This window comes from Acidiferrimicrobium sp. IK, assembly GCF_025499425.1.
Taxonomy (GTDB): domain Bacteria; phylum Actinomycetota; class Acidimicrobiia; order Acidimicrobiales; family Palsa-688; genus Acidiferrimicrobium.
This window is the reverse complement of sequence record NZ_JAIMCB010000002.1, coordinates 109385-129176: the sequence shown is the minus strand read 5'-3', so window position 1 is coordinate 129176 and position 19792 is coordinate 109385. Positions and strand designations below refer to the sequence as shown.

Here is a 19792-nt window from a genome sequence, read left to right as displayed (position 1 = left end):
CAGAAGGGGGCTCCCCGTGTTGACCATCGCGGTAGTCGCAATCCACATCATCGTGTCCATGGCACTCATCGTGATGGTCTTGCTTCACAGCGGGAAGGGCGGCGGCCTGTCGGAGATGTTCGGAGGCGGGCTCGGGTCCGCAGCCGCCGGCTCCACCGTCGTCGAGCGCAACCTCGACCGGGCGACCATCGTCTGCGCCGTTGTCTTCTGTTTTACCACCGTCATTCTCGCCATCCGTCTGCAGTAGGGGGGAGCGTGGCGGACCTCGGGCAGCTCCGCTGCTCGGGTTCGGCGATAGGTGAACATCAGATCGCACCCTCCACGCAGGTGGGGGTGCACCCGACAGGAGGATCCCGAAAACGTGCTTCGATTGAGGCGAACGACGCTTCTGGCGTCGGCGGCGGTGTCACTGGCACTCGTCGCGGCCGCGTGCGGCAGCAGCGGCAAGTCCACAGGGTCGTCACCGACGACCGCCGGCGGCAGTAGCGGTACGGCCGCCAGCAAGTTCAACCCCAACGGGACCTTCACTCTCGAGATCGACCAGGAGCCGACCAACTTCAACTGCACGTCCAGCGACGGCAACGAAGAGGCCTGCATCAACATCGTCGACCGGGTGTGGCCGTCGGTGTTCCACACGCTGCCCAACTACACGACGCAGCTGGACAGCAACTTCATGCTGTCGGCTACGCAGACCAGCTCCAACCCGCAGACGATCCTCTACCACATCAACCCCAAGGCGGTGTGGTCCGACGGCGTCCCGATCACCTACAAGGACTTCGTCTACTCGTACCAGGCCCAGTCCGGCCTGCCCCAGTACAAGGACGTCGGCGGCAAGGCGTTCGCGCCGGCCAGCACCAGCGGCTACTCGCAGATCAAGACCATCGGCGAGTACAACAACGACCCCTACCAGGTCCAGGTCGTCTTCTCGACGCCCTACCCGGACTGGAAGGGGCTCTTCGGCGCTGACGACCCGGTGCTGCCCGCCCACATCGCGCAGACCGTGCCCTACAACGACGGCTTCACCGACCCGGTCAAGGACCTGGTGTCGGGCGGCCCGTTCATGGTGTCCAACTACAACAAGGGCACTTCGCTGACCCTGGTCCGCAACCCGAAGTACTGGGGTCCGCCGGCCAACCTGGCGTCGGTGACGTTCCGGTTCTTGACCGACTCGTCGCAGATCGTCCCGGCTCTGCAGAACAACGAGATCAATGGCGGGATCCTCACCCCGCAGCTCGACTTGGTCAACTCGCTCAAGCAGCTAAGCGGCGTCACCTACTCGCAGAAGGACGGCCTCGAGTTCGAGCACCTGGACTTCAACGAGACCAACAAGTGGCTGAAGGACCCGGCGATCCGCCAGGCCATCATGCTGGCGGTCGACCGCAAGCAGCTGATCGCCAAGACCGTCGGCCAGTTCGACTCGACGGTGACGCCTCTCGAAAACCACGTCCTCGTGCCCGGCCAGCCCGGCTACCAGGACAACTCGGGCGGCCTGTACTCCTCGGCTGACATCGCCAAGGCCAAGTCGGTGCTGCAGGCGGCCGGCTACACGCTCAACGGCGGCCAGCTGACCAAGGGCGGCCAGGCGGTCACCATGCGGATCTCCTCGACCGCCGGCAACGCGCTGCGCTCGAGCGAAGAGCAGTTCGTGATCAACTCGATCGCCCCCCTCGGGATCAAGGCGACCGAGACCGATGTCAGCTCGCTGGGCGACGCGCTCAGCAAGGGCAACTTCGACATGATCATCTTCGCCTGGGTCAACACGCCGTTCCTCTCCGGCAACGACGCCATCTACCAGACGGCCAACACCAGCACCGGTGCGGGCAGCTCCAACTACGACGGGTACTCCGACCCGACCGTGGACAAGCTGATCACCCAGGCCGACAACACCCTGGACACGACGGCTCGGACCGCGATCTACAACCAGGTCGACGCCCAGCTCTGGAAGACGTTCTACAACCTTCCGCTCTTCCAGCGCCCGGTCGCCATCGTCTACCAGAACAAGTACGTGAACTTCCAGGTCAATGCCACCGCCGAAAGCTCCACCTACAACATGGAGCAGTGGGCCGAGAAGGCCTAGTACGTAACCGGTGAGTGCCGGAGGGGGGCCGTTCGCCGGTCCCCCTCCGGCACGATCCAACAGACAAGGAAGGTGACATGGACGTCGCACGGTTTGTGCTGCGGCGAGTGTTGGTCTCGATACCGGTGCTCATCGTGGCGTCGTTCTTGGTGTTTGTGATCGCGGTCAACATGGGCAACCCGCTGGCCAACCTGCTGCTCAACCCGAAGACGCCCAAGTCGACGATCCTGGCCCAGCGGGCCCGGCTGCACCTCGACGACAACGTCTTCCAGCGCTACGGGATCTGGATCAGCCACTTCGTGCGGGGCGACTTCGGCACGACGATCGGCGGAAGTCAGGTCCGTGCGGAGCTGTTCCAGGCGCTCGGCGTGACGCTGCGGATGATCGCCCTCGCCGCGTTGTTGTCGGTGGTCATCGGGATCCTGCTCGGGGTGGTGAGCGCGGTCCGCCAGTACAGCTTCATCGACTACTCGACGACCGCGTTCGGGTTCCTCTTCTTCTCCATCCCGGTGGTGTGGCTGGCCGGCCTGCTCAAGATCATCGGGATCAAGATCAACCAGGCGGTCCACCACACGTACTTCTTCACCCTCGGCGACCAGACGCCGGGGTTGACCGGCGGCTTCTTCTCCAACATGGGCAACATCCTCGGTCACCTGTACCTGCCGGTGATCACCCTGACGCTCATCCAGATCGCGTCGTGGAGCCGCTACCAGCGCGCCTCGATGCTCGACGTGTTGAACTCCGACTACGTGCGCCTGGCCCGGGCGAAAGGCATCTCGCCGACCCGGGTCCTGTTCCGCCACTCCCTGCGCAACGCCTTGATCCCGACGGTGACGATCGTGGCCATCGACCTGGCCGCGTTCTTCAGCGGCGCCATCGGCACCGAGACGGTGTTCGGGTGGCGGGGAATGGGCCTAGAGCTGGTCAACGCGGTCAAGCGGGTCGACGTCAACCTGCTGCTCGGGTGGCTGATGATCACCGCGGTGATCGTCATCCTGTTCAACCTGCTCGCCGACATCATCTACGGCGTGCTCGACCCGAGGATCCGCTGATGGCCGATCTCGACGCCGCCCACACCCAGGCGGCCGCCGCCAGCGAGGGGATGGCCATGGCCACACCGCCGGGCGGTCCGGAGCGGGAGTTCACCGTCGTCGCCAAGTCGCAGCGGCGGATCGTCCTCACCCGCTTCTTCCACCATCGCCTGGCCATCGCCAGCCTCATCGTGCTGCTGGTGCTGTTTTTCATGGCCTTCTTCGGGGGTCACATCTGGCACTACACCTACAAGCAGGAGACACCCGACAACTCGGTGCGCCCGACGTGGTGGCCGTACTTCAACGGCAGCTTCCACTGGGGGCAGCTGACCCACTGGAAGCACCCGATGGGGACCAACGAGCTCGGCATCGACACCTTCGCCCAGGTGCTTCGCGGCGCCCAGAAGAGCTGCCTCATCGCCCTTATGACCGCGGGGCTCTCCACGGTGATCGGCACCGTGCTCGGCGCGGTGGCCGGCTACTACCGGGGCTGGATCGACTCGCTGATCATGCGGCTGACCGACCTGTTCTTGGTGTTCCCGCTGGTGGCCATCGCCGGTGCCATCGCCTACAAGTTCACCGTCGGGTCGAGCAACGGGTGGATATCCATCGCCATCATCCTCGCCCTGCTGCTGTGGACGTCCATCTGCCGGATCGTGCGCGGCGTGTTCCTGTCGCTTCGCGAGAAGGAGTTCGTCGACGCGGCCCGGGCCCTCGGGGCCAGCGACCGGCGGATCATCTTCCGTCACCTCCTGCCGAGCGTGGTCGGCCCGGTGATCGTCAACGCCACCCTGACCGTCGCCCTGGCGATCCTGACCGAAACGATCCTGTCCTTCATCGGTCTCGGGGTGCAGCAGCCCGACACCTCGCTCGGCCTGCTGATCAGCCTCGGTGACCAGGCGTCGCAGACCAGGCCGTGGTTGTTCTACTTCCCGGGTATCTTCATCATCTTGATCTGCCTCACCGTCAACTTCGTCGGCGACGGCCTCCGGGACGCCTTCGACCCGGGCCAGACGCGGGTACGGGCGTAATGGCCCCCGAGTCCGAGCAGCTGGCCACGCCCGAAGAGCAGGCGGACCTGGCGGCGGAGGGCATCGTCCTTCGCGACGACGCGCCCCTGCTCGAGGTCACCGACCTCACCGTGGACTTCCCGACCGACGACGGCATCGTCCACGCGGTGCGGGGCGTCTCCTTCTCGCTGGCCGAGAAGGAGGTGCTGGCGATCGTCGGGGAGTCCGGGTCCGGCAAGTCGGTCACGTCTCTGGCCATCATGGGGCTGCTGGGCAAAACCGCTCGGATCTCGGGGTCGGTCAAGTACCGGGGCGTCGAGCTGATCGGCATGAAGAACCGCAAGCTGGCGAAGATCCGCGGCCGGGGACTGGCCATGATCTTCCAGGACCCGATGACCTCCCTCAACCCGGTGTACCGGGTGGGGTGGCAGCTGGCCGAGGCGATCCGGGCCCACAACAAGATCTCCAAGCACGCCGCCATGGAGCGCTCCGTCGAGCTGCTCAGGATGGTCGGGATACCGAACCCCGAAGAGCGCGTCCGCTCCTTTCCCCACGAGTTCTCCGGGGGGATGCGTCAGCGAGCGGTGATCGCCATCGCGGTGGCCAACTCCCCGGACGTGATCATCGCCGACGAGCCGACGACCGCTCTCGACGTGACCGTGCAAGCTCAGGTCCTCGAGGCGATGGAGGAAGCCCGCCGCCACAGCGGAGCGGGCATGGTGCTCATCACCCACGACCTCGGTGTGGTGGCCGGCAGCGCCGACAAGGTCCTCGTGATGTACGCCGGGCGCCCGGTGGAGTTCGGTTCGGTGGACGACATCTTCTACCGGCCCCGGATGCCCTACACCGTCGGTCTGCTCGGCGCCATGCCCCGACTGTCGACGGAGTCGGACGGCAGGCTGGTCCCGGTGCCCGGCAACCCGCCCTCGCTGATCAACCTTCCGCCGGGCTGCCCGTTCTCTCCCCGCTGCCCGCTGAGCGAACCGGCGTGCAACGAGGCCGAGCCCGATCTGACCCAAGTGGGCGCCGGTCACCGCGCCGCGTGCCGGCGCATCGACGCGGTGCCCGCGCTGGTGCAAGAGCGCCTCGGCCACGTGGAGACCGTCGCATGAGCAACCCGTCCTCGGCCCCCGCGCCCGTCGCCGCTGCGCCGGACACCTCCCAAGACACCGTCCTGTCCGTCCGGCACCTGGTCAAACATTTCAACGTGGGCGTCGGCGGCCGATCGACCATTCACGCCGTGTGCGACGTCTCCTTCGACATCGCCCCAGGCGAGACCCTCGGCTTGGTGGGGGAGTCCGGTTCGGGCAAGTCGACGACCGGCCGGGCGATCTTGCGCCTGGACCCCCCGACCGCCGGCGAGGTGTGGTTCCAAGGCGCCGACCTGGCGAAGTTCTCCAAGCGGGAGATGCGCAGCGTCCGCAAGGACATCCAGGTTGTCTTCCAGGACCCGTACGCCTCGCTCAACCCCCGGATGCCGGTCAACGACATCATCGGCGAGCCGCTGCGGATCTTCAAGACCTGGACCAAGAAGGGCGGCCCGGAGCGGGTAGCCGAGCTGCTGCGCACCGTCGGCCTCAACCCTGAGCACGGCAACCGCTACCCGCACGAGTTCTCCGGCGGGCAGCGCCAGCGCATCGGCGTCGCCCGGGCGCTGGCCCTCGAGCCCAAGCTGGTGATCCTCGACGAGCCGGTCTCCGCGCTCGACGTGTCGATCCAGGCCGGCGTGGTCAACCTGTTGGAGGACATCCAGGACAAGCTGGGCGTGGCCTACCTGTTCGTCGCCCACGACCTGTCGGTGGTCCGCCACATCTCCGACCGGGTGGCGGTCATGTACCTCGGCAAGATCGTCGAGATCGGCACCCGCGACGAGATCTACGGCAAGCCGTCCCACCCCTACACCCAGGCCCTGCTCTCCGCGGTGCCCGAGCCGGACCCGGTCCGGGAGCGCAGCCGCAAGCGGATCATGCTCGTCGGTGACCCGCCGAGCCCGGCCAACCCGCCGTCGGGATGCCGGTTCCGGACCCGCTGCCCCAAGGCTCAGGACATCTGCGCCGAGCAGGAGCCGGAGCTGATCGAGCGGGGGACCGGCCACCAGGTGGCATGCCATTTCGCCGAGGTCATCCAGGTCGTCTGATTCGCCGGCGACGGCCTGCCTAGGCTCGGCCGTCATGCCCACCGAGTCCGTCTCCGAGATCTTCGATCCTGCCGCCTGGGACGTCGTCCCCGGTTTCGAGCTGACCGACCTCACCTACCACCGGGCCAAGGCCCACGGGACGGTCCGCATCGCGTTCAACCGGCCGGAGGTCCGCAACGCCTTCAGGCCCCAGACCGTCGACGAGCTGGCCCGCTGCTTGGACCACGCCCGCATGACCTCCGACGTCGGGTGCGTGCTGCTCACCGGGAACGGGCCCTCGCCGCGCGACGGCGGATGGGCTTTTTGCTCCGGCGGCGACCAGCGGATCCGGGGCAAGGACGGCTACCGGTACGCGTCCGACACCACCCAGGAGAGCATCGACCCGGCCCGCACCGGCCGCCTCCACATCCTCGAGGTGCAGCGCCTGATCCGGTTCATGCCCAAGGTGGTCATCTGCGTGGTGCCGGGATGGGCCGCCGGGGGCGGCCACAGCCTGCACGTGGTGTGCGACATGACCCTGGCCAGCGCCGAGCACGCCCGCTTCAAGCAGACCGACGCTGATGTGGCCAGCTTCGACGGCGGGTTCGGGTCCGCCTACCTGGCCCGTCAGGTCGGGCAGAAGCGAGCCAGGGAGATCTTCTTCCTCGGGCGCACCTACAGCGCGCAGGAGGCGTTCGAGATGGGGGCGGTCAACGCCGCGGTGCCCCATTCGGAACTGGAGCGCACCGCGTTGGAGTGGGCGGCGGAGGTCAACGCCAAGAGCCCCACCGCGCAGCGGATGCTCAAGTTCGCGTTCAACCTGATCGACGACGGGCTGGTCGGCCAGCAGCTGTTCGCCGGGGAGGCCACCAGGCTGGCGTACGGCACCGACGAGGCCGCCGAAGGACGCGACGCGTTCTTGGAGAAGCGGGACCCGGACTGGTCGGCGTTCCCCTGGCACTTCTAGGGTCGGGTCATGTCCGTCATCGTGGTCGCCACCATCACCCCACAGCCAGGAAAGGAAGCGGAGGTAGAAGCCGTCTTCGCGGCGGCCATCCCGACGGTGCACCAAGAGCCCGGCTGTGAGCTGTACGCGCTGCACCGCCGCGAGGGTGCGCTGGTGATGATCGAGCGGTGGGCTGACGCGGACGCGTTGCAGACCCACAGCAAGGGGCCGGCCATGGCCGAGATCGGCGCCGGACTGGCCAACCTCGTCGCCGGGCGCCCGGAGATCACCGTGCTGGAGCCGCTGCCTCAGGGCGACCCGGCCAAAGGCGCCCTCTAAAAGCCCGGCCGGTCAAGGCTGCACCCCGGGCGGCCCTGGCCCGGGCCGCGGGATCTGACCGGCAGAGACCGTGAGGAGGCCGCCGGTGGTCCGGGACCGCCGCCGGCCGCTACCCTCGCCCCTTTCTCCAATCTGACGCTTCGAGGGGCATGGGAGGTCACGGTGCACGTCGACACGGGTGACACCGCGTGGGTGCTGGTCAGCGCCAGCACGGTGATCTTCATGACGCCCGGCCTGGCGTTCTTCTACGCCGGCATGGTGCGGCGCAAGAACGTGCTGGCCATGCTCATGCAGAACCTGGTGGCTATGGCCGTCGTCAGCCTGCTGTGGGTGTGGGGCACCTACAGCTTGGCGTTCGGTCCCGACTGGGGCGGCGCCGGGCTGCTCGGCACGCTGCACTTCGCCGGCCTGGCCCACATGAGCCAGCCGGTACCGGGCTTCACCGGTGCCGCGGCGCAGACCATCCCGCCGGTGGTGTTCGTGGCGTTCCAGCTGGCGTTCGCGGTCATCACCGCGGCGCTGCTGTCGGGATCGGTGGCGGACCGAATGCGGTTCGCGGCGTTCGCGGTGTTCGTCGCCTGCTGGACGATCGCGGTGTACGCCCCCATCGCCCACTGGGTGTTCTCCCCGCAGGGGTGGCTGGCGTCGAGGGGTACAGAGGACTTCGCCGGCGGCACGGTGGTCGAGGTGTGCTCCGGCATGAGCGGCGCGGCGTTGGCGTTGGTCCTCGGCCGGCGCCGGGGATGGCCCAGGGAGCTGATGCGCCCCCACTCCGTGCCGCTGACGGTGCTCGGCGCGGGGATCTTGTGGTTCGGGTGGTTCGGGTTCAACGCCGGTTCGGCCCTTCGCGTCGCCGATGCGGGCAGCGCGTTCATCAACACCAACACCGCCACCGCGGCTGCGCTGCTGGCGTGGATCGCCACCGAGTGGATCCGTACCGGCCGGCCGACCACGCTCGGCGCGGCGTCGGGGGCGGTGGCCGGCGCGGTGGCGATCACCCCGGCCTGCGGGTACGTCAACACCCTCGGGGCCACGGTGATCGGGCTGGTCGCCGGCGCCCTGTGCGCCAGGGCGGTAGAGATCAAGTACCGCATCGGCCTCGACGATTCCCTCGACGTCCTCGCCGTGCACTTCGTCGGAGGGGTCGTCGGTCTGCTGCTGGTCGGGTTGTTCGGGTCCGCTGCGGTCCGCGGCGCCAACGGCCTCTTCTACGGCGGCGGGTTCACGCTGCTCGGCCGCCAGGCCTTGGCCCTGGTCGCAGTCGCCGCATACGCGTTCGCGGGCTCGGCGGCGCTCGCCTGGTGCCTCAACCGGGTCCTCAGGCTGCGGGTCGACCCCGAGGAGGAGCTCGCCGGGCTGGATCTGAGCCAGCACGAGGAGAGCGCCTACGACCTCGACGGGGGGCTGGGGGCCATGCAAGGACCCGAGGGGCGCCCCTCAAGCGGCGGGGGAGCCAGCTGAGCCCAACGATCGGCCGCTGGGGCGCCCATCGGCTCTCGCCGGGCCCGGTCGCGTGGCGTCATTCGCGCCTGCCGACGTCCCCTGCGGGCCGGGGTGGCGACGGGCTATGCTCTTCATCCGCACAGGAACCAGGTGCGCCACGTCGGAGTGGCGGAATAGGCAGACGCGCTAGCTTGAGGGGCTAGTGTCCGCAAGGACGTGGGGGTTCAAGTCCCCCCTCCGACACCACCGAGTTGAACCCCCACGCGACGGCTCAAGTTCCTGCGCGAATCGATCAGCCCTGATGTCGGGGCGGGCGAGTCGGTGGTGGAGCGGGCCGGTGTGCGTCGTCGCCATGGGTTTGGCCGATGTCGTGCTCGAACGCGTCGAGGAGGTGGAAGAGTTCGTCGCTGATCCACTCCCGGTCTCGGCGGCGACCGACACGGGTCGGCACTAGTACTCCGGCCTCTTGGAGACGGTTTAGAGCAGCTCGTGCTGCGGTGGGGGTGACGTCGTGGCGCGCTGCGGCGGTGTCGGCGTTGACGACCGGCTGTGCTGGAAGACCACGAATGATTTTGCGGGCGACGGAGTCCGCCCGGGGCGATCCGGCCCGGTCGATCAGGTCGTCGAGCAACGTGTCGATTTGGGTCCGAAGTCGGGTGGCCGCTGCAGCGGCTGCCGCGGTGGCGTCGGCGAAGATGCCAATCCAGTCGTCGGTCCGTCCCTCGCGGAAGTCGACCAGGCCGGTGACGTACCGGCGGGCGTTGGTGGCGAGCACGACGCTGACGGGTGGTACGAGAAACGGCGTGAGGCCGCGCCGGCGGAGAATGACGTGGATGAGGCAGCGTCCGGTGCGTCCGTTGCCGTCGCCGAAAGGGTGGATGGTCTCGAACTGGGCGTGAGCCACCGCGGCTTGGGCGATGGCTGGCAGATCGTCGAGGTTCACGAACGCGACGAGATCTTCGAGGAGATCGCGGACGCGGCTCTCAGGAGGGGGGACGAAGGTGGCGTCGACGGGACTCAGCCCTCGTCCACCGATCCAATTCTGGTCGCTGCGAACGACACCTGCACATCGCTCTTCGGAGGTTCCTTCGAGGAGAGTGCGATGGATGTCAAGGAGATCGTCGACGCGGATGCGCTCTTTAGCGGTACCGAGGTCGACTGCCTGCTCCATGGCGCGCACGTTGCCGAGCACGGCTCTCGCTGTCACATCGGCGGCGAGTGGTTCGTAGGCAGCTAGGGCGACGCGCTTGTTCGACGCCCGTAAGCCTTCGATGAACGACGAACCGAGCGCCTCTGAGCGCAGGAGTGGGGCGGCCAGCGTCTCGAGATCGTGGGCCGCGCCCGCTGATTGGAGCTCTCGAACTGCGGCCGTTGCGGATGCGACTGCCTCAGCGGCACGGCCGGCGAGGGGCTCGTCCCAATCCCGGATGTGGTCGGGGACGAGTGCTTGGTAACGGAACGGCCGGCGGTCCCGGCGGGCGCCGTAGCCGCTGCCTTCCCATACTCGATCGATGAACTCGGGCGTCGGCCGATCCTTTCACTCCTTCACCAGTACAAAACGAAGACCAGCGATCCTTTCGTAAGGGACATCTTTGCCCACCCTGGGATCTAACGCAAGGATATTTGAGGATCCTTTCGTATCTTGCCTGTCAAGTCGCGAGATCGAAGAAGGCCTGGCGTGTCGCAGATGGGCAAGTCCCCCCTCCGACACCGAGTTGAACCCCCACGAGCGCCGGCCTTCGTTCATGCCGCCGAAGAGGTTCATGAGCATGTCGTGGGCCTCGGAGCCAGGTCGACGGCGACTCCGACCTTGGTGCCGATAGGGATCGCCGTAGCGGACGAAGACCGGCAAGGTAAGGCTGAACCGGTTGCCGTGGAACGCCCGCCGCGGCTCGCCTATGACGACAGCCTCGAAACCCCGGTCATGCTCGGCCCGGGCGGCGAGATGCGGAGCCTGCTTCAGAAACCACTCTGAGGATCTGCTCGGGTCCTCAGGCGACCCTCATCTCGACTCGGAGGTGGGCGGCGGCGAGCATGTTCACGAGGCTGTCGATGCTGAACAGGTCGATCTTGCCTCGCACCAGGTCGGAGATCCGTGGCTGGGTGACGCCGAAGAGCTTGGCTGCCGCCGACTGCGTGAGGTTCTCACGGCGGATGTACTCCGTGATCTCTCTGATCAGGGCGGCTCGGATGCGCAGGTTCTCTGCCTCGGCGGGGGTGTTCTCGATGGCGTCCCAGACGCTGTCGTAGCTCTCCTTGCTGTCCGTCATCGTTCGTTCCTGATCTCTCCGTATCGTTGTTTGGCCAGGTCCAGATCCGCTTTCGAGGTCTTCTGGGTCTTCTTTTGGAAGGCGTGCAGCACGTACACCGTCTCGTCGATAGTGGCGACGTAGAACACCCGGAAGGTTCCGTCCTTGTCTCTGACACGGATCTCCCGGCAGCCCGATCCGATCGAGGACATCGGCTTCCAGTCGTCGGGATCGAGACCGTGCTGTACCCGATCCAGTTGGTACCCGGCCCGGCGCCGGGGCGTTCTCAGGGAACCGCCGGATGTCATCCAGCGATGACCCCAGAAAGGTGAGCTTCTTCACCACTCCCACCCATCATACAAGATCTTGTATGATGGGTGGGAGTGGTGACTCGAACGCCATCCCGCTATGTCAGCGAGCGAGATCGAACACGGTCTCGCGTGGCGCGGGTGGCCATGTCTCCCCTGGGCGGCTTGACGGAGAACCTCGTACATCGAGGGTGGGAGGAGGAACTCGCGCCCGTCTGGCGCAACTAGCTTTGCCGTCGCTGCCGGCGAGGTGGGAGCAGGGCGATAACGGTCGAGGGCGCGTAATAGTTCCCTCTCCTCGGGGGCGGGCGCGACGGGGCTCTCAGCCGAGAGGGGTTGGTGCCGTCACGTCTCGCTCCTTCAACTTCGACGTGGTGTTGTCCCAGCCCGTAAACGAAACAAACGCAACCACATAGGCGACGCTCCTTGCCCGTCGTGAGGGGCCGTCTAGGGCCCAAGGCTGATGAAGCCTCGGTCACGTCGCCGGCGGCGTCAGGCGGGCTGGGCGATACGGCGCAGTGCTTCGAATGCATCCCGAAGGGTCGGGTAACGGTCTGTCACGACGGCCTCGTCGGCGGAAGTCACGGCACCGGGAGCCTTGAGGACCTCGAGACCTACCGGGACCCCGGCAGCGTCCAAGTCGACAGCCAGAAGGTCCGTAAAGCTGTCGGTCGACACAATTGCTCCTTCAGAGACACGGACATACGAGGCGTCGACTTCAGGGTCGTAGGTGACGAGCACTGGCCGCGATCCTACCGGCGAGGAGCCGGCCTACGCTCTGCAACCGTCACCACCACGTTCGGATCGGTCCCAGCTACGACGACCATGAGGACACGACCGGCCGGGGTGACGCCAACCACCACCGAGCGGTCTTCCCTGCCCTCGCTCGGACGTTCAGCGTCCGGGGAGTCGGATGACCTCGGCGACTTCGGCCTCGTCGATCAGTCACTCGGCCATCCGCTCCAGAGCATGAGCACTGAACCGAAGTTCCACGATTGGGGACCCGAGCCATCCGTAGTCTCAAGCAGCGATATCGAACACGACTTCGTGTGTCGCAGGTGGGCAAGTCCCCCTCCGACACGACCACCTGTGACTTTCAGAGGGTGACTAGTCGCAGTTGCGGGTCCAGGCCCCGAAGGTCGTCGGGGTCCCTGGTGATGACCGTCTGCGGGTGAAGTCGGGCGGTGACGATGTCGGAGGCGTCGACGATGTCGTGGCTGCCGGAACGTCCGCAGAGGATGCCGGCGGCCTTTGCGGCTTCGTCGATGGGGTCGACGGTGACGTTGTCGAGTCCGAGGAGCCGGGCGAGGCGTGCTCCAGGGGGCTTCCTCGCCAGTATTGGGCGAGTGCCCCGGCGAGGATGGTGAGGTCGGCGCCGGCCTGGTGGGCTTTGTCGAGGAGGGCCTGCATGCGCCGGTCGCCTCTTTCGATGGCGATGAGGGCGCCGGTGTCGAGGGTGACCCCAGGCATCAGTCGAGTCCGAGCGCGCCGCGCGCCTGCTGCCGGGCTTCTTCGGTGGGGGTGCCGGTGTCGGTGGCCATGTCGGCGAGGAGGTCGGTGAGTTGGTCGTTGCGGATCCGCTTGGCGAGCGATGAGGCGGTGTACGCGGAGACCCACGTGGCTCGCCCTTCGCTGACGGCTTGCCGGGCGGCTGCGACTTGCTCGTCCGGGAGGCTTGTCGCCAGCTTCGTGGTCATAGTTCGATGGTACGGGCGTCGTCGGCCGGCGGCCACGCCGCCAATCGCCATGTCGCAGTGGTACGACTAGATGCTGTCTGGTCCTCCGATACCGAGGTGAGCCGCCACGACGTATGGCCCGGGGCTGCGCTTAGCGTGTGCATTCACGACCCTCTCTCGATGGTTGTTAGAGGCTGAGGACCAGTCGAAGCCCGTCGTCGAGCGCCCTGGATTCGAGAGCGGGGAGGTCCGTGACGTGGTCGACCAGTTGGTCGCGATCGACTGTGAATAGAGCTGTCACGTTGACGACGGAAGGTTTGGGCAACAGGTCGTCTGGCAGCGTCACGTTCCCCGGCTCGCGGCTCAGCCGAGTATTGGACGTGATCGCCGCCACGATCACTGTGTTGATTCGAGACCGATTGAAGCGGTCGGAGGAGATCACGACGGCTGGCCTCCGGTACCCGGGCGACGAACCCGCCGGATCGCCGAAGTCTGTCCACCAGACCTCTCCGCGCGCTACCACTCCCAGCCGCCGGAGTCGATCATCGAGCGGGCCGCCGCCGATGATTCGGGGGCCGTCCGTTCCTTGGCATGTTCGTCGGCCAGTGCGTTCAGTCGGTCCGTGACGGGGTCCGGGCCGATGTCTTGGAGGTACTTGGTCAGGGCGCGTGCGTAGAGTTGGGAGCGGTTTACGCCAAGCTGCTGAGCCGCCTGCTCGGCACGCTCATAGAGGTCATCCGGCAAGGACACGGCCGTCTTCACGTATCTAGTATAACAGGTATAACCGCGGGCGGTGAGGAGGTCGGAGGCGTCGAGGAGGTCGTGGGTGTCGGCTTGTCCGCAGCGGATGCCGGCGGCCTTTGCGGCGGCTGCGTCGCTGGGGTCGACGGTGACGTTGTGGAGTTCGAGGAGCCGGGCGAGGCGTCTTGACGGGGGGCTTCCTCGCCAGCATTGTGCGAGTGCTCCAGCGGGGATGGTGAGGTCTGCGCCGGTCAGGTGGGCTTCGCCGGGGAGCGCCTGCACGCGCCGGTCGCCTCGCTCGATGGAGCGAGTCCGGCTGTGTCCAGGGTGACTCCAGGCGTCAGTCGAGTCCGAGCGCGAAGCGCGCCCATTGCCGGTCAGCCTCGGTGGGGGTGCCGGTGTCGGTGGCCATGTCGGCGAGGCGGCGGGCGAGTTGGCGTTCGACACGCACAACCGGATGTCGACTGAGTGTGCTGCCTGGAGCAACGCGGCCGTGCGACCGGCGCAAACTCGCCGGCGGCGAGTCAGCCCCGAGCCGGGGGCTCACCGAGCTCCTCGGCGGCTTCCGCTCTCAGGCCCGGGCGCCTTCCAGCGACTCGGTCGATTCATCGATCCCGTCGAGCCTCGGTGCGCAGGACGACAAGGCGGCCGCTGGGGAGGAATTCATTCGCCCTTTCCAGCCATTCGCCGGTCACGGCTTCTTGCAGGGTTGTCACTCCCGGATTTCGGGGTCGATCATCGAGCTGGCCGCCGCCGATGACGCCGAGGCAGCCGGGGCTGAGCGAGTTAGGCGCCGCTTGGGCTCACGCGCCCGCTGTGAAGATGGAGATCGATGATTGCGCGCGTCGCGGCGCGCGCCCGCTCAATGGTCGCGGCGGAAACGCCGTCGGCGTCGCCGAGCACGTCCTCCATCGGCTCGACCCCGAGCAGGAGTCTGGGAAGCAGCGGGTACACGGCGAAGCCGAGGAGCTGGTCGCGCATCACCGCTAGGGCATCTTCTTCCCCCCGGTAGTGCGACGCTAGGTAGTCATCGAGGTGGCGATCGGCCACCCCGAAGAGCGCGTCATCAAGTCCAGCCGCGACCGCCGGCAGCCGGTCGGCTTCCCCCATCCCGACCCGCAGCGTGAGGACCACGGAGGACCATCGAAGCAGCTGGTCGAAGCGTGCCAGATAGCGAGCGATCGCCTCGGGCGGATCCGCCGCGTAGGCCGAGGGTGACAAGAGCCGCGCCGCGAACTGCTCCCGGATCCTCGCCACGACCGCCACGAAGAGGTTGTCCTTGGTCGGGAAGTACGCGTACAGCGACCGCTTGGAGGTCTCGGCTCGCGCCGCGATGGCGTCCATCGAGGTGCGCTCGAAGCCCGACTCGAGAAAGGCCACTTTTGCCGAGTCGAGGATGTGGTCGCGAAGAGCTGCCCCGCGCCGTGCCATCGACGTATCTCCTGGTTGCCGAACGGTACGGGTGAGTCTACAGTCCCGAAGTAGACGGTACGGTGCCGTCTACTTTCAGAACCCGCGAAAGGATCTACTCGATGATCGTGATCACCGCCCCCACCGGACAGATCGGCAGTGAGCTGGTGCGGGAACTGCTCGAGCGGGGCAGCGAGCTGCGGGTCATCGCCCGGGACGCCTCCCGGCTGAGCGATGACGCCCGGCGCCGGGCCGACGTGGTCGTTGGGTCGCACGGGGACCCTGCGGTGCTCGACGCCGCGCTGTCCGGGGCCGACGCCGTGTTCTGGTTGGTGCCCCCGCACCCAGCAGCGCCGAGCACCCATGAGCACTACGTCAGCTTCTCCCGCATCGCCTCCCAAGCAATCAGCCGCCACGACGTCGGCCACGTCGTCGGCGTCTCCAGCGCAGGGCACGGCTGGGCCAAACCCGCCGGGGTCTTGTCCTCCGCGTTCGCCATGGACGCCGAACTGCGAAGGTCCCGAGCCGCCTACCGAGCGTTGAGCATGCCCTTCTACATGGAGAACCTGCTGCGCCAGGTGGACAGCATCGTGTCTCGCGGATCGTTCTCGCTCGCGTGGGGAGCCGACGTGGCGATGCCGACCATCGCGACCCGCGACATCGCACGCACCGCGGCTGACCTGCTCGCGGACCTGAGTTGGTCCGGCCAGGAGAACCTTCCGGTGTTCGGCCCAGACCGACTCACCCCCGACCAGATGGCCGCCGTGATGGGCGAGGAGCTCGGCCGGACCATCGCCTACGTGCCGGCGAGCATCGACGACCTGGTGGCCTCCCTGCGCTCCGTCAACGCCCCCGAAGGGCAGATCACCGAGACCGTCGAGACGTTCACTGCGGCACAAGAGGGCATCTACGAAGCCGACTGGGCCTTCGCAACGCCGACCGCGACGGATTTTCGCACCTGGTGCCGAGAGGTGCTGGTACCAGTGGCCGCCGCTCGGCTGCCCTGATCGGGTGCGGTCGCCTCGTCGAGGGAGCCCTCCGGCGCCCGCCGGCAGCGATGCGGGGACCGCCTACCGGCGTTGAGAGGCACGGGCCTGCCCGGCGAGGGCCTCCTCGGCGGCGGCGATGACCGCGGCGGCGGCCGCCGCCGGGTCGTCGGCGCGCATGACCGTGCCCATGACCGCCACGCCGGCAGCGCCGCTCCTCACGCACGCCCCGGCGTTGCCGGCGGTGACGCCGCCGAGCGCCCACACCGGCAGCGGGTGGCCGCCGAGGGCTGCGGGCCCCAGCGCCGGACCGTACCCCGGCTTGGACGCGGTGGTGAAGATGGGGGACAGGGTCGCGTAGGCGCAGTCTTCGGCGGCTGCCGAGGCGACCTCGGCGGCGTCGTGGCAGGAACGACCGAGGAGCGCCGGGCCGGGCGCTGGCATCGGGTCGGCGGCGGCCAGGTGCAGGCCGTCGGCGGGGATGGCAGGGTCCGACGCGACGATGAGGAGGCCGCCGACGGCGGCCAGGAGGGGCCGGAGGCGATCGGCCAGCGCCGCCCGCTCGGTCCTGGGCAGATGCTTCTCGCGCAGCACCACCGCCCGAGCGCCGCCTTCGACTGCTGCCGCCACGACATCGGCGAGCGGCCGGCCCCCGGTGCCGGCGCCGTCGGTGAGGACCACGACGGAGGGTAGGCGCGGGAGGGATCGAGGCGCCGACTCCGCCGCCGGGGCGGTCACAGCTCGGGTACGCCGAGCTCGGTGGTGCTGGCCTGCGCGTACAACCGGCGGGGGATCCGTCCGGCCAGATAGGCCAGCCGCCCGGAACGCACGGCCAGGCCCATCGCTTCGGCCATGACCTCCGGGCGGCGGGCTCGGGTCACCGCCGAAGCGGCCAGGACCGCGTCGCATCCAAGCTCCATGGCGATGGCCGCGTCCGACGCGGTCCCCACGCCGGCGTCGAGGATGACCGGCGCCTGGACCTGGTCCCTGATGAGCGCCAGGTTGTACGGGTTGCGGATCCCCATGCCGCTCCCGATCGGGGATCCAAGCGGCATGACCGCCGCGCAACCGACCCCGGCCAGCCTGGTGGCCACTACCGGGTCGTCGTTGGTGTACGCCAAGACCACGAACCCGAGGTCGACGAGGGTCTCGGCGGCGTCGAGCAGCTCTCCGGTGTCGGGCAGCAAGGTGCGGTCGTCGGCTACCACCTCCACCTTGATCCAGTCCGTCTCGAACGCTTCCCTGGCGGCCTTGGCTGTCTGGACCGCCTCGCGCGCGGTGCGGCAGCCGGCCGTGTTCGGCAGGACCCGAACCCCGGTCCGGTCGCAGACGTCGAGGACCGAGCCGGGCACGCCGGCGCTCACCCGCCGGAGCGCGACGGTGACCATCTCGGTTCCCGACGCCCGGATGGCCGCCTCCAGGGCCTCCATGCTGGACGCCCCGCCGGTGCCGAGGATCAACCGGGACGTCATGTTCGTGCCGGCGATCTGGAAGTGGTCGTCCACGTCAGCATCCTCCCTGGGCGGCCCGCAGGACCTCTACCCGGTCGCCGGGCTGGAGCAGCGTCGCCGGCCACGCGCTTCGAGCGACGATCTCGAGGTTGACCGCCACCGCCACTCCCCGCCGCCCGCACCCCAGGTCCTCGACGAGCGCGTCGACGCTCGACGCTGGTTCTACCTCGCGTGCTTCGCCGTTGACGACGACGGTGATCACTGGAACCTCCCGGCGCAGCCCGCCGCGGCGTCGGCCGGCAGCGGCCGTCCGGCGAGGACCTCGACCAGCGCGTCCGCGGTGAGCGGCGCGAGCAGCACGCCGTTGCGGAAGTGACCGGTCGCGAGCAGCAGTCCGGGGGTCCCCGACGCTCCGAGCAGCGGCGCGTTGTCCGGGCTCCCGGGGCGCAAGCCGGCCGCGGCCTCGACGAGGCGCAGCTCCTCGATCGCGGGTACCAGGTCGATCGCGGCGTGGAGCAGGTCGTGGACCGCGCCGGCCCGTACCGTCGTGTCGTAACCGGCTTCTTGCATCGTCGCGCCGACCACCACCTCCCCGTTGAGCCGCGGGACCAGGTACACGCTGCGCCCCTGCACGCTGCCCCTGATCGTCCGGGTGAAGGGGACCTCGGTGGGCTCGGCTCGCAGCCGAAGGATCTCTCCTTTCACCGGGCGGACCGCGGGCCGCGCCGCGTCCGGGACCCCCGCCACCTTCGCCGAGTCGGCTCCCGCCGCGAGCACCACCGCCCCCGCCCGGCGGAACTCCCCGTCGTCGGTGTCGACGCCGGTAGCCCGGCCGCCGGGTCCGACCCCGACGCTGCGGACCGCGGTGCGCAGCACCGGGACGCCTCTACGCTGCAGGGCCTCGCGCAGCGCGGCCACGACGGAGCGGGGATCGACCTGCCAGTCGTCGCCGGCGAACAGCCCGCCGCGCACGCCGGGGCTGAGCGCCGGTTCGAGGGCCCGGCACCGGCTCGACGAGCACCGCTCGCTGGCCAATCCGAGATCGTGGTGTACCGCCGCCAGATGGTCGAGGGCCCGCCGGTCGTCGTTGTCGAACGCGACCTGGAGCGTCCCGTCCTGGCGGAGCCCCACGTCCACGCCGGTCTCCTCCTCCAGGTCCGCGGCGAAGCGCGGCCAGCGGGCGATCGACGCCAGCCCCATCCGGGTCAGGTCCCGCTCCTCGGTCGTCGCCTCGGTCACCGGCGCCAGCATCCCCGCCGCGACCCAAGAGGACCCTCGCCCGGGGGTCGGGTCGCACACCGTCACCGCCATGCCGGCCGTCGCCGCCCGCCACGCCAGCGACAAGCCGATGACCCCGCCGCCCACCACGACCACGTCGGGGCCGGTCAAGCTCCGGCCTCGTCGAGCGCGGCGCGAAGCGCCCGGACCGCGTCGGACGGGTCGGGCGCGCCGTAGACGGCGTCCACGACGGCCACCCCGCCCGCGCCGGCCTCCATCAAGGCGGCCACCCGGCCGGCCCGGACACCGCCGATGGCGATCACAGGCACGCCGGCGACCGCGCACACAGCTGCGATGCCGGCCGGGCCGAGCGGCGCCGGCAGGCCGGCTTTGGTCGAGGTGGCGAACGCCGGTCCGACACCGAGATAGGAAGCGCCGTCGTCGACGGCTCGTAGCGCCGCGTCGGGATCGCGGACGGTCGCGCCGATGACGAACCCGGCGCCGGCCACCCGCCGGGCGTCGGCCACCGGCAGGTCCTCCGCTCCGAGGTGCACGCCTGCGGCGCCGGCGGCGAGCGCCACGTCGAGGCGGTCATCGACGATGCAGGTCGCGCCGTGGGCGTCGCACATGGCCACGACCCGGCGGGTCGCGGCGTGGACCTCACGGTCGGTCGCTTCTTTCATCCGGACCTGGACGACGTCCACGCCGGCGGCCAGGGCGGCGGGCAGCGCGGCCAACGGATCCAGGCCGGACCTCGTGTCGGTGATCAGATGCAGGCGGCCCGGCACTCC

General features: G+C 68.6%; 23 protein-coding genes, 1 tRNA gene and 1 pseudogene. 11 read left to right on the top strand and 14 right to left on the bottom strand.

The features are described 5' to 3' along the window. The first annotated feature begins 16 nt into the window (after positions 1-16). The 10 genes from secG (at position 17) to K6U06_RS04045 (ending at position 9208) form a co-directional block, all read left to right on the top strand. Complete coding sequence (secG, locus tag K6U06_RS04090) at positions 17-247, top strand: preprotein translocase subunit SecG (RefSeq protein ID WP_262320626.1); 231 nt, start codon at positions 17-19, stop codon at positions 245-247. A gap of 156 nt (positions 248-403) precedes the next feature. Further along, complete coding sequence (locus K6U06_RS04085) at positions 404-2077, top strand: ABC transporter family substrate-binding protein (RefSeq protein WP_262320625.1); 1674 nt, start codon at positions 404-406, stop codon at positions 2075-2077. Positions 2078-2154: 77 nt separating this feature from the next. Beyond that, the gene (locus tag K6U06_RS04080; RefSeq protein ID WP_262320624.1) at positions 2155-3129 is read left to right on the top strand and encodes an ABC transporter permease; all 975 of its coding nucleotides are present in this window, start codon (positions 2155-2157) and stop codon (positions 3127-3129) included. Beyond that, on the top strand, positions 3129-4139 hold the full coding sequence (locus tag K6U06_RS04075; RefSeq protein WP_262320623.1) for an ABC transporter permease: 1011 nt from the start codon (positions 3129-3131) through the stop codon (positions 4137-4139). Before K6U06_RS04080 ends, K6U06_RS04075 begins: the two co-directional genes overlap by 1 nt. Then, positions 4139-5230 (top strand): ABC transporter ATP-binding protein, encoded by a 1092-nt coding sequence (locus tag K6U06_RS04070; protein ID WP_262320622.1) that lies wholly within the window; start codon positions 4139-4141, stop codon positions 5228-5230. The genes K6U06_RS04075 and K6U06_RS04070 overlap by 1 nt, the downstream gene beginning before the upstream one ends. After that, on the top strand, positions 5227-6255 hold the full coding sequence (locus K6U06_RS04065) for an ABC transporter ATP-binding protein (RefSeq protein WP_262320621.1): 1029 nt from the start codon (positions 5227-5229) through the stop codon (positions 6253-6255). The genes K6U06_RS04070 and K6U06_RS04065 overlap by 4 nt, the downstream gene beginning before the upstream one ends. Before the next feature lie 34 nt (positions 6256-6289). Then, entirely contained in the window at positions 6290-7201 is a 912-nt protein-coding gene (locus K6U06_RS04060) for a 1,4-dihydroxy-2-naphthoyl-CoA synthase (RefSeq protein ID WP_262320620.1), read from the top strand. 9 nt (positions 7202-7210) lie between these two features. Further along, the gene (locus K6U06_RS04055) at positions 7211-7519 is read left to right on the top strand and encodes a putative quinol monooxygenase (protein WP_262320619.1); all 309 of its coding nucleotides are present in this window, start codon (positions 7211-7213) and stop codon (positions 7517-7519) included. Between the two features lie 162 nt (positions 7520-7681). Further along, entirely contained in the window at positions 7682-8980 is a 1299-nt protein-coding gene (locus K6U06_RS04050; protein ID WP_262320618.1) for an ammonium transporter, read from the top strand. Between the two features lie 141 nt (positions 8981-9121). Then, a tRNA-Leu gene (locus tag K6U06_RS04045) sits at positions 9122-9208 on the top strand. 46 nt (positions 9209-9254) lie between these two features. On the opposite strand, the gene K6U06_RS04040 is transcribed toward K6U06_RS04045, so the two are convergent. From K6U06_RS04040 to K6U06_RS04000, 9 genes and pseudogenes are all read right to left on the bottom strand, one after another. After that, positions 9255-10391 (bottom strand): Fic family protein, encoded by a 1137-nt coding sequence (locus K6U06_RS04040; protein ID WP_410050982.1) that lies wholly within the window; start codon positions 10389-10391, stop codon positions 9255-9257. A 562-nt stretch (positions 10392-10953) separates the two neighbouring features. Next, positions 10954-11232 (bottom strand): helix-turn-helix domain-containing protein, encoded by a 279-nt coding sequence (locus tag K6U06_RS04035; protein WP_262320616.1) that lies wholly within the window; start codon positions 11230-11232, stop codon positions 10954-10956. Continuing rightward, a pseudogene (locus K6U06_RS04030) lies at positions 11229-11556 on the bottom strand (type II toxin-antitoxin system RelE/ParE family toxin). Before K6U06_RS04030 ends, K6U06_RS04035 begins: the two are co-directional and overlap by 4 nt. Positions 11557-12011: 455 nt before the next feature. Beyond that, entirely contained in the window at positions 12012-12260 is a 249-nt protein-coding gene (locus tag K6U06_RS04025; protein WP_262320614.1) for a DUF2283 domain-containing protein, read from the bottom strand. Between the two features lie 366 nt (positions 12261-12626). Further along, positions 12627-12989 carry a hypothetical protein gene (locus K6U06_RS04020; protein ID WP_262320613.1) on the bottom strand — a complete coding sequence of 121 codons (363 nt, stop codon included), beginning with the start codon at positions 12987-12989 and terminating at the stop codon, positions 12627-12629. Continuing rightward, positions 12989-13216, bottom strand: a complete 228-nt coding sequence (locus K6U06_RS04015; protein WP_262320612.1) for a hypothetical protein — start codon at positions 13214-13216, stop codon at positions 12989-12991. The genes K6U06_RS04020 and K6U06_RS04015 overlap by 1 nt, the downstream gene beginning before the upstream one ends. A gap of 166 nt (positions 13217-13382) precedes the next feature. After that, positions 13383-13718 carry a type II toxin-antitoxin system PemK/MazF family toxin gene (locus K6U06_RS04010; protein ID WP_262320611.1) on the bottom strand — a complete coding sequence of 112 codons (336 nt, stop codon included), beginning with the start codon at positions 13716-13718 and terminating at the stop codon, positions 13383-13385. Continuing rightward, positions 13712-14218 carry a hypothetical protein gene (locus K6U06_RS04005; protein ID WP_262320610.1) on the bottom strand — a complete coding sequence of 169 codons (507 nt, stop codon included), beginning with the start codon at positions 14216-14218 and terminating at the stop codon, positions 13712-13714. The genes K6U06_RS04010 and K6U06_RS04005 overlap by 7 nt, the downstream gene beginning before the upstream one ends. Before the next feature lie 504 nt (positions 14219-14722). Further along, positions 14723-15367, bottom strand: a complete 645-nt coding sequence (locus tag K6U06_RS04000; RefSeq protein WP_262320609.1) for a TetR/AcrR family transcriptional regulator — start codon at positions 15365-15367, stop codon at positions 14723-14725. Between the two features lie 101 nt (positions 15368-15468). On the opposite strand from K6U06_RS04000, the gene K6U06_RS03995 reads away from it, so the two are divergent. Beyond that, on the top strand, positions 15469-16353 hold the full coding sequence (locus K6U06_RS03995) for an NAD(P)H-binding protein (protein ID WP_262320608.1): 885 nt from the start codon (positions 15469-15471) through the stop codon (positions 16351-16353). Positions 16354-16416: 63 nt separating this feature from the next. Here K6U06_RS03995 and K6U06_RS03990 read toward each other — a convergent pair whose 3' ends face one another. From K6U06_RS03990 to thiE, 5 genes are read right to left on the bottom strand one after another with little or no spacing between them, the layout of a single operon-like run. Next, complete coding sequence (locus tag K6U06_RS03990; RefSeq protein WP_262320607.1) at positions 16417-17013, bottom strand: thiamine phosphate synthase; 597 nt, start codon at positions 17011-17013, stop codon at positions 16417-16419. A 53-nt stretch (positions 17014-17066) separates the two neighbouring features. Then, a complete protein-coding gene (locus K6U06_RS03985) occupies positions 17067-17837 on the bottom strand; it encodes a thiazole synthase (protein WP_262320606.1) in 771 nt (256 codons plus the stop codon). Between the two features lies 1 nt (position 17838). Then, a complete protein-coding gene (thiS, locus tag K6U06_RS03980; RefSeq protein ID WP_262320605.1) occupies positions 17839-18045 on the bottom strand; it encodes a sulfur carrier protein ThiS in 207 nt (68 codons plus the stop codon). After that, complete coding sequence (gene thiO, locus K6U06_RS03975; RefSeq protein ID WP_262320604.1) at positions 18042-19172, bottom strand: glycine oxidase ThiO; 1131 nt, start codon at positions 19170-19172, stop codon at positions 18042-18044. Before thiO ends, thiS begins: the two co-directional genes overlap by 4 nt. Next, positions 19169-19789 carry a thiamine phosphate synthase gene (gene thiE / locus K6U06_RS03970; protein WP_262320603.1) on the bottom strand — a complete coding sequence of 207 codons (621 nt, stop codon included), beginning with the start codon at positions 19787-19789 and terminating at the stop codon, positions 19169-19171. Before thiE ends, thiO begins: the two co-directional genes overlap by 4 nt. Positions 19790-19792 lie beyond the last annotated feature (3 nt).

Bases quoted from the DNA above. Each gene is read 5' to 3' on its own strand.
- K6U06_RS04080 (WP_262320624.1), top strand. From the start codon at position 2,155: ATGGACGTCGCACGGTTTGTGCTGCGGCGAGTGTTGGTCTCGATACCG.
- K6U06_RS04075 (WP_262320623.1), top strand. From the start codon at position 3,129: ATGGCCGATCTCGACGCCGCCCACACCCAGGCGGCCGCCGCCAGCGAG.
- K6U06_RS04070 (WP_262320622.1), top strand. From the start codon at position 4,139: ATGGCCCCCGAGTCCGAGCAGCTGGCCACGCCCGAAGAGCAGGCGGAC.
- K6U06_RS04065 (WP_262320621.1), top strand. From the start codon at position 5,227: ATGAGCAACCCGTCCTCGGCCCCCGCGCCCGTCGCCGCTGCGCCGGAC.
- K6U06_RS04060 (WP_262320620.1), top strand. From the start codon at position 6,290: ATGCCCACCGAGTCCGTCTCCGAGATCTTCGATCCTGCCGCCTGGGAC.
- K6U06_RS04055 (WP_262320619.1), top strand. From the start codon at position 7,211: ATGTCCGTCATCGTGGTCGCCACCATCACCCCACAGCCAGGAAAGGAA.
- K6U06_RS04035 (WP_262320616.1), bottom strand. From the start codon at position 11,232: ATGACGGACAGCAAGGAGAGCTACGACAGCGTCTGGGACGCCATCGAG.
- K6U06_RS04020 (WP_262320613.1), bottom strand. From the start codon at position 12,989: ATGCCTGGGGTCACCCTCGACACCGGCGCCCTCATCGCCATCGAAAGA.
- K6U06_RS04015 (WP_262320612.1), bottom strand. From the start codon at position 13,216: ATGACCACGAAGCTGGCGACAAGCCTCCCGGACGAGCAAGTCGCAGCC.
- K6U06_RS04000 (WP_262320609.1), bottom strand. From the start codon at position 15,367: ATGGCACGGCGCGGGGCAGCTCTTCGCGACCACATCCTCGACTCGGCA.
- K6U06_RS03995 (WP_262320608.1), top strand. From the start codon at position 15,469: ATGATCGTGATCACCGCCCCCACCGGACAGATCGGCAGTGAGCTGGTG.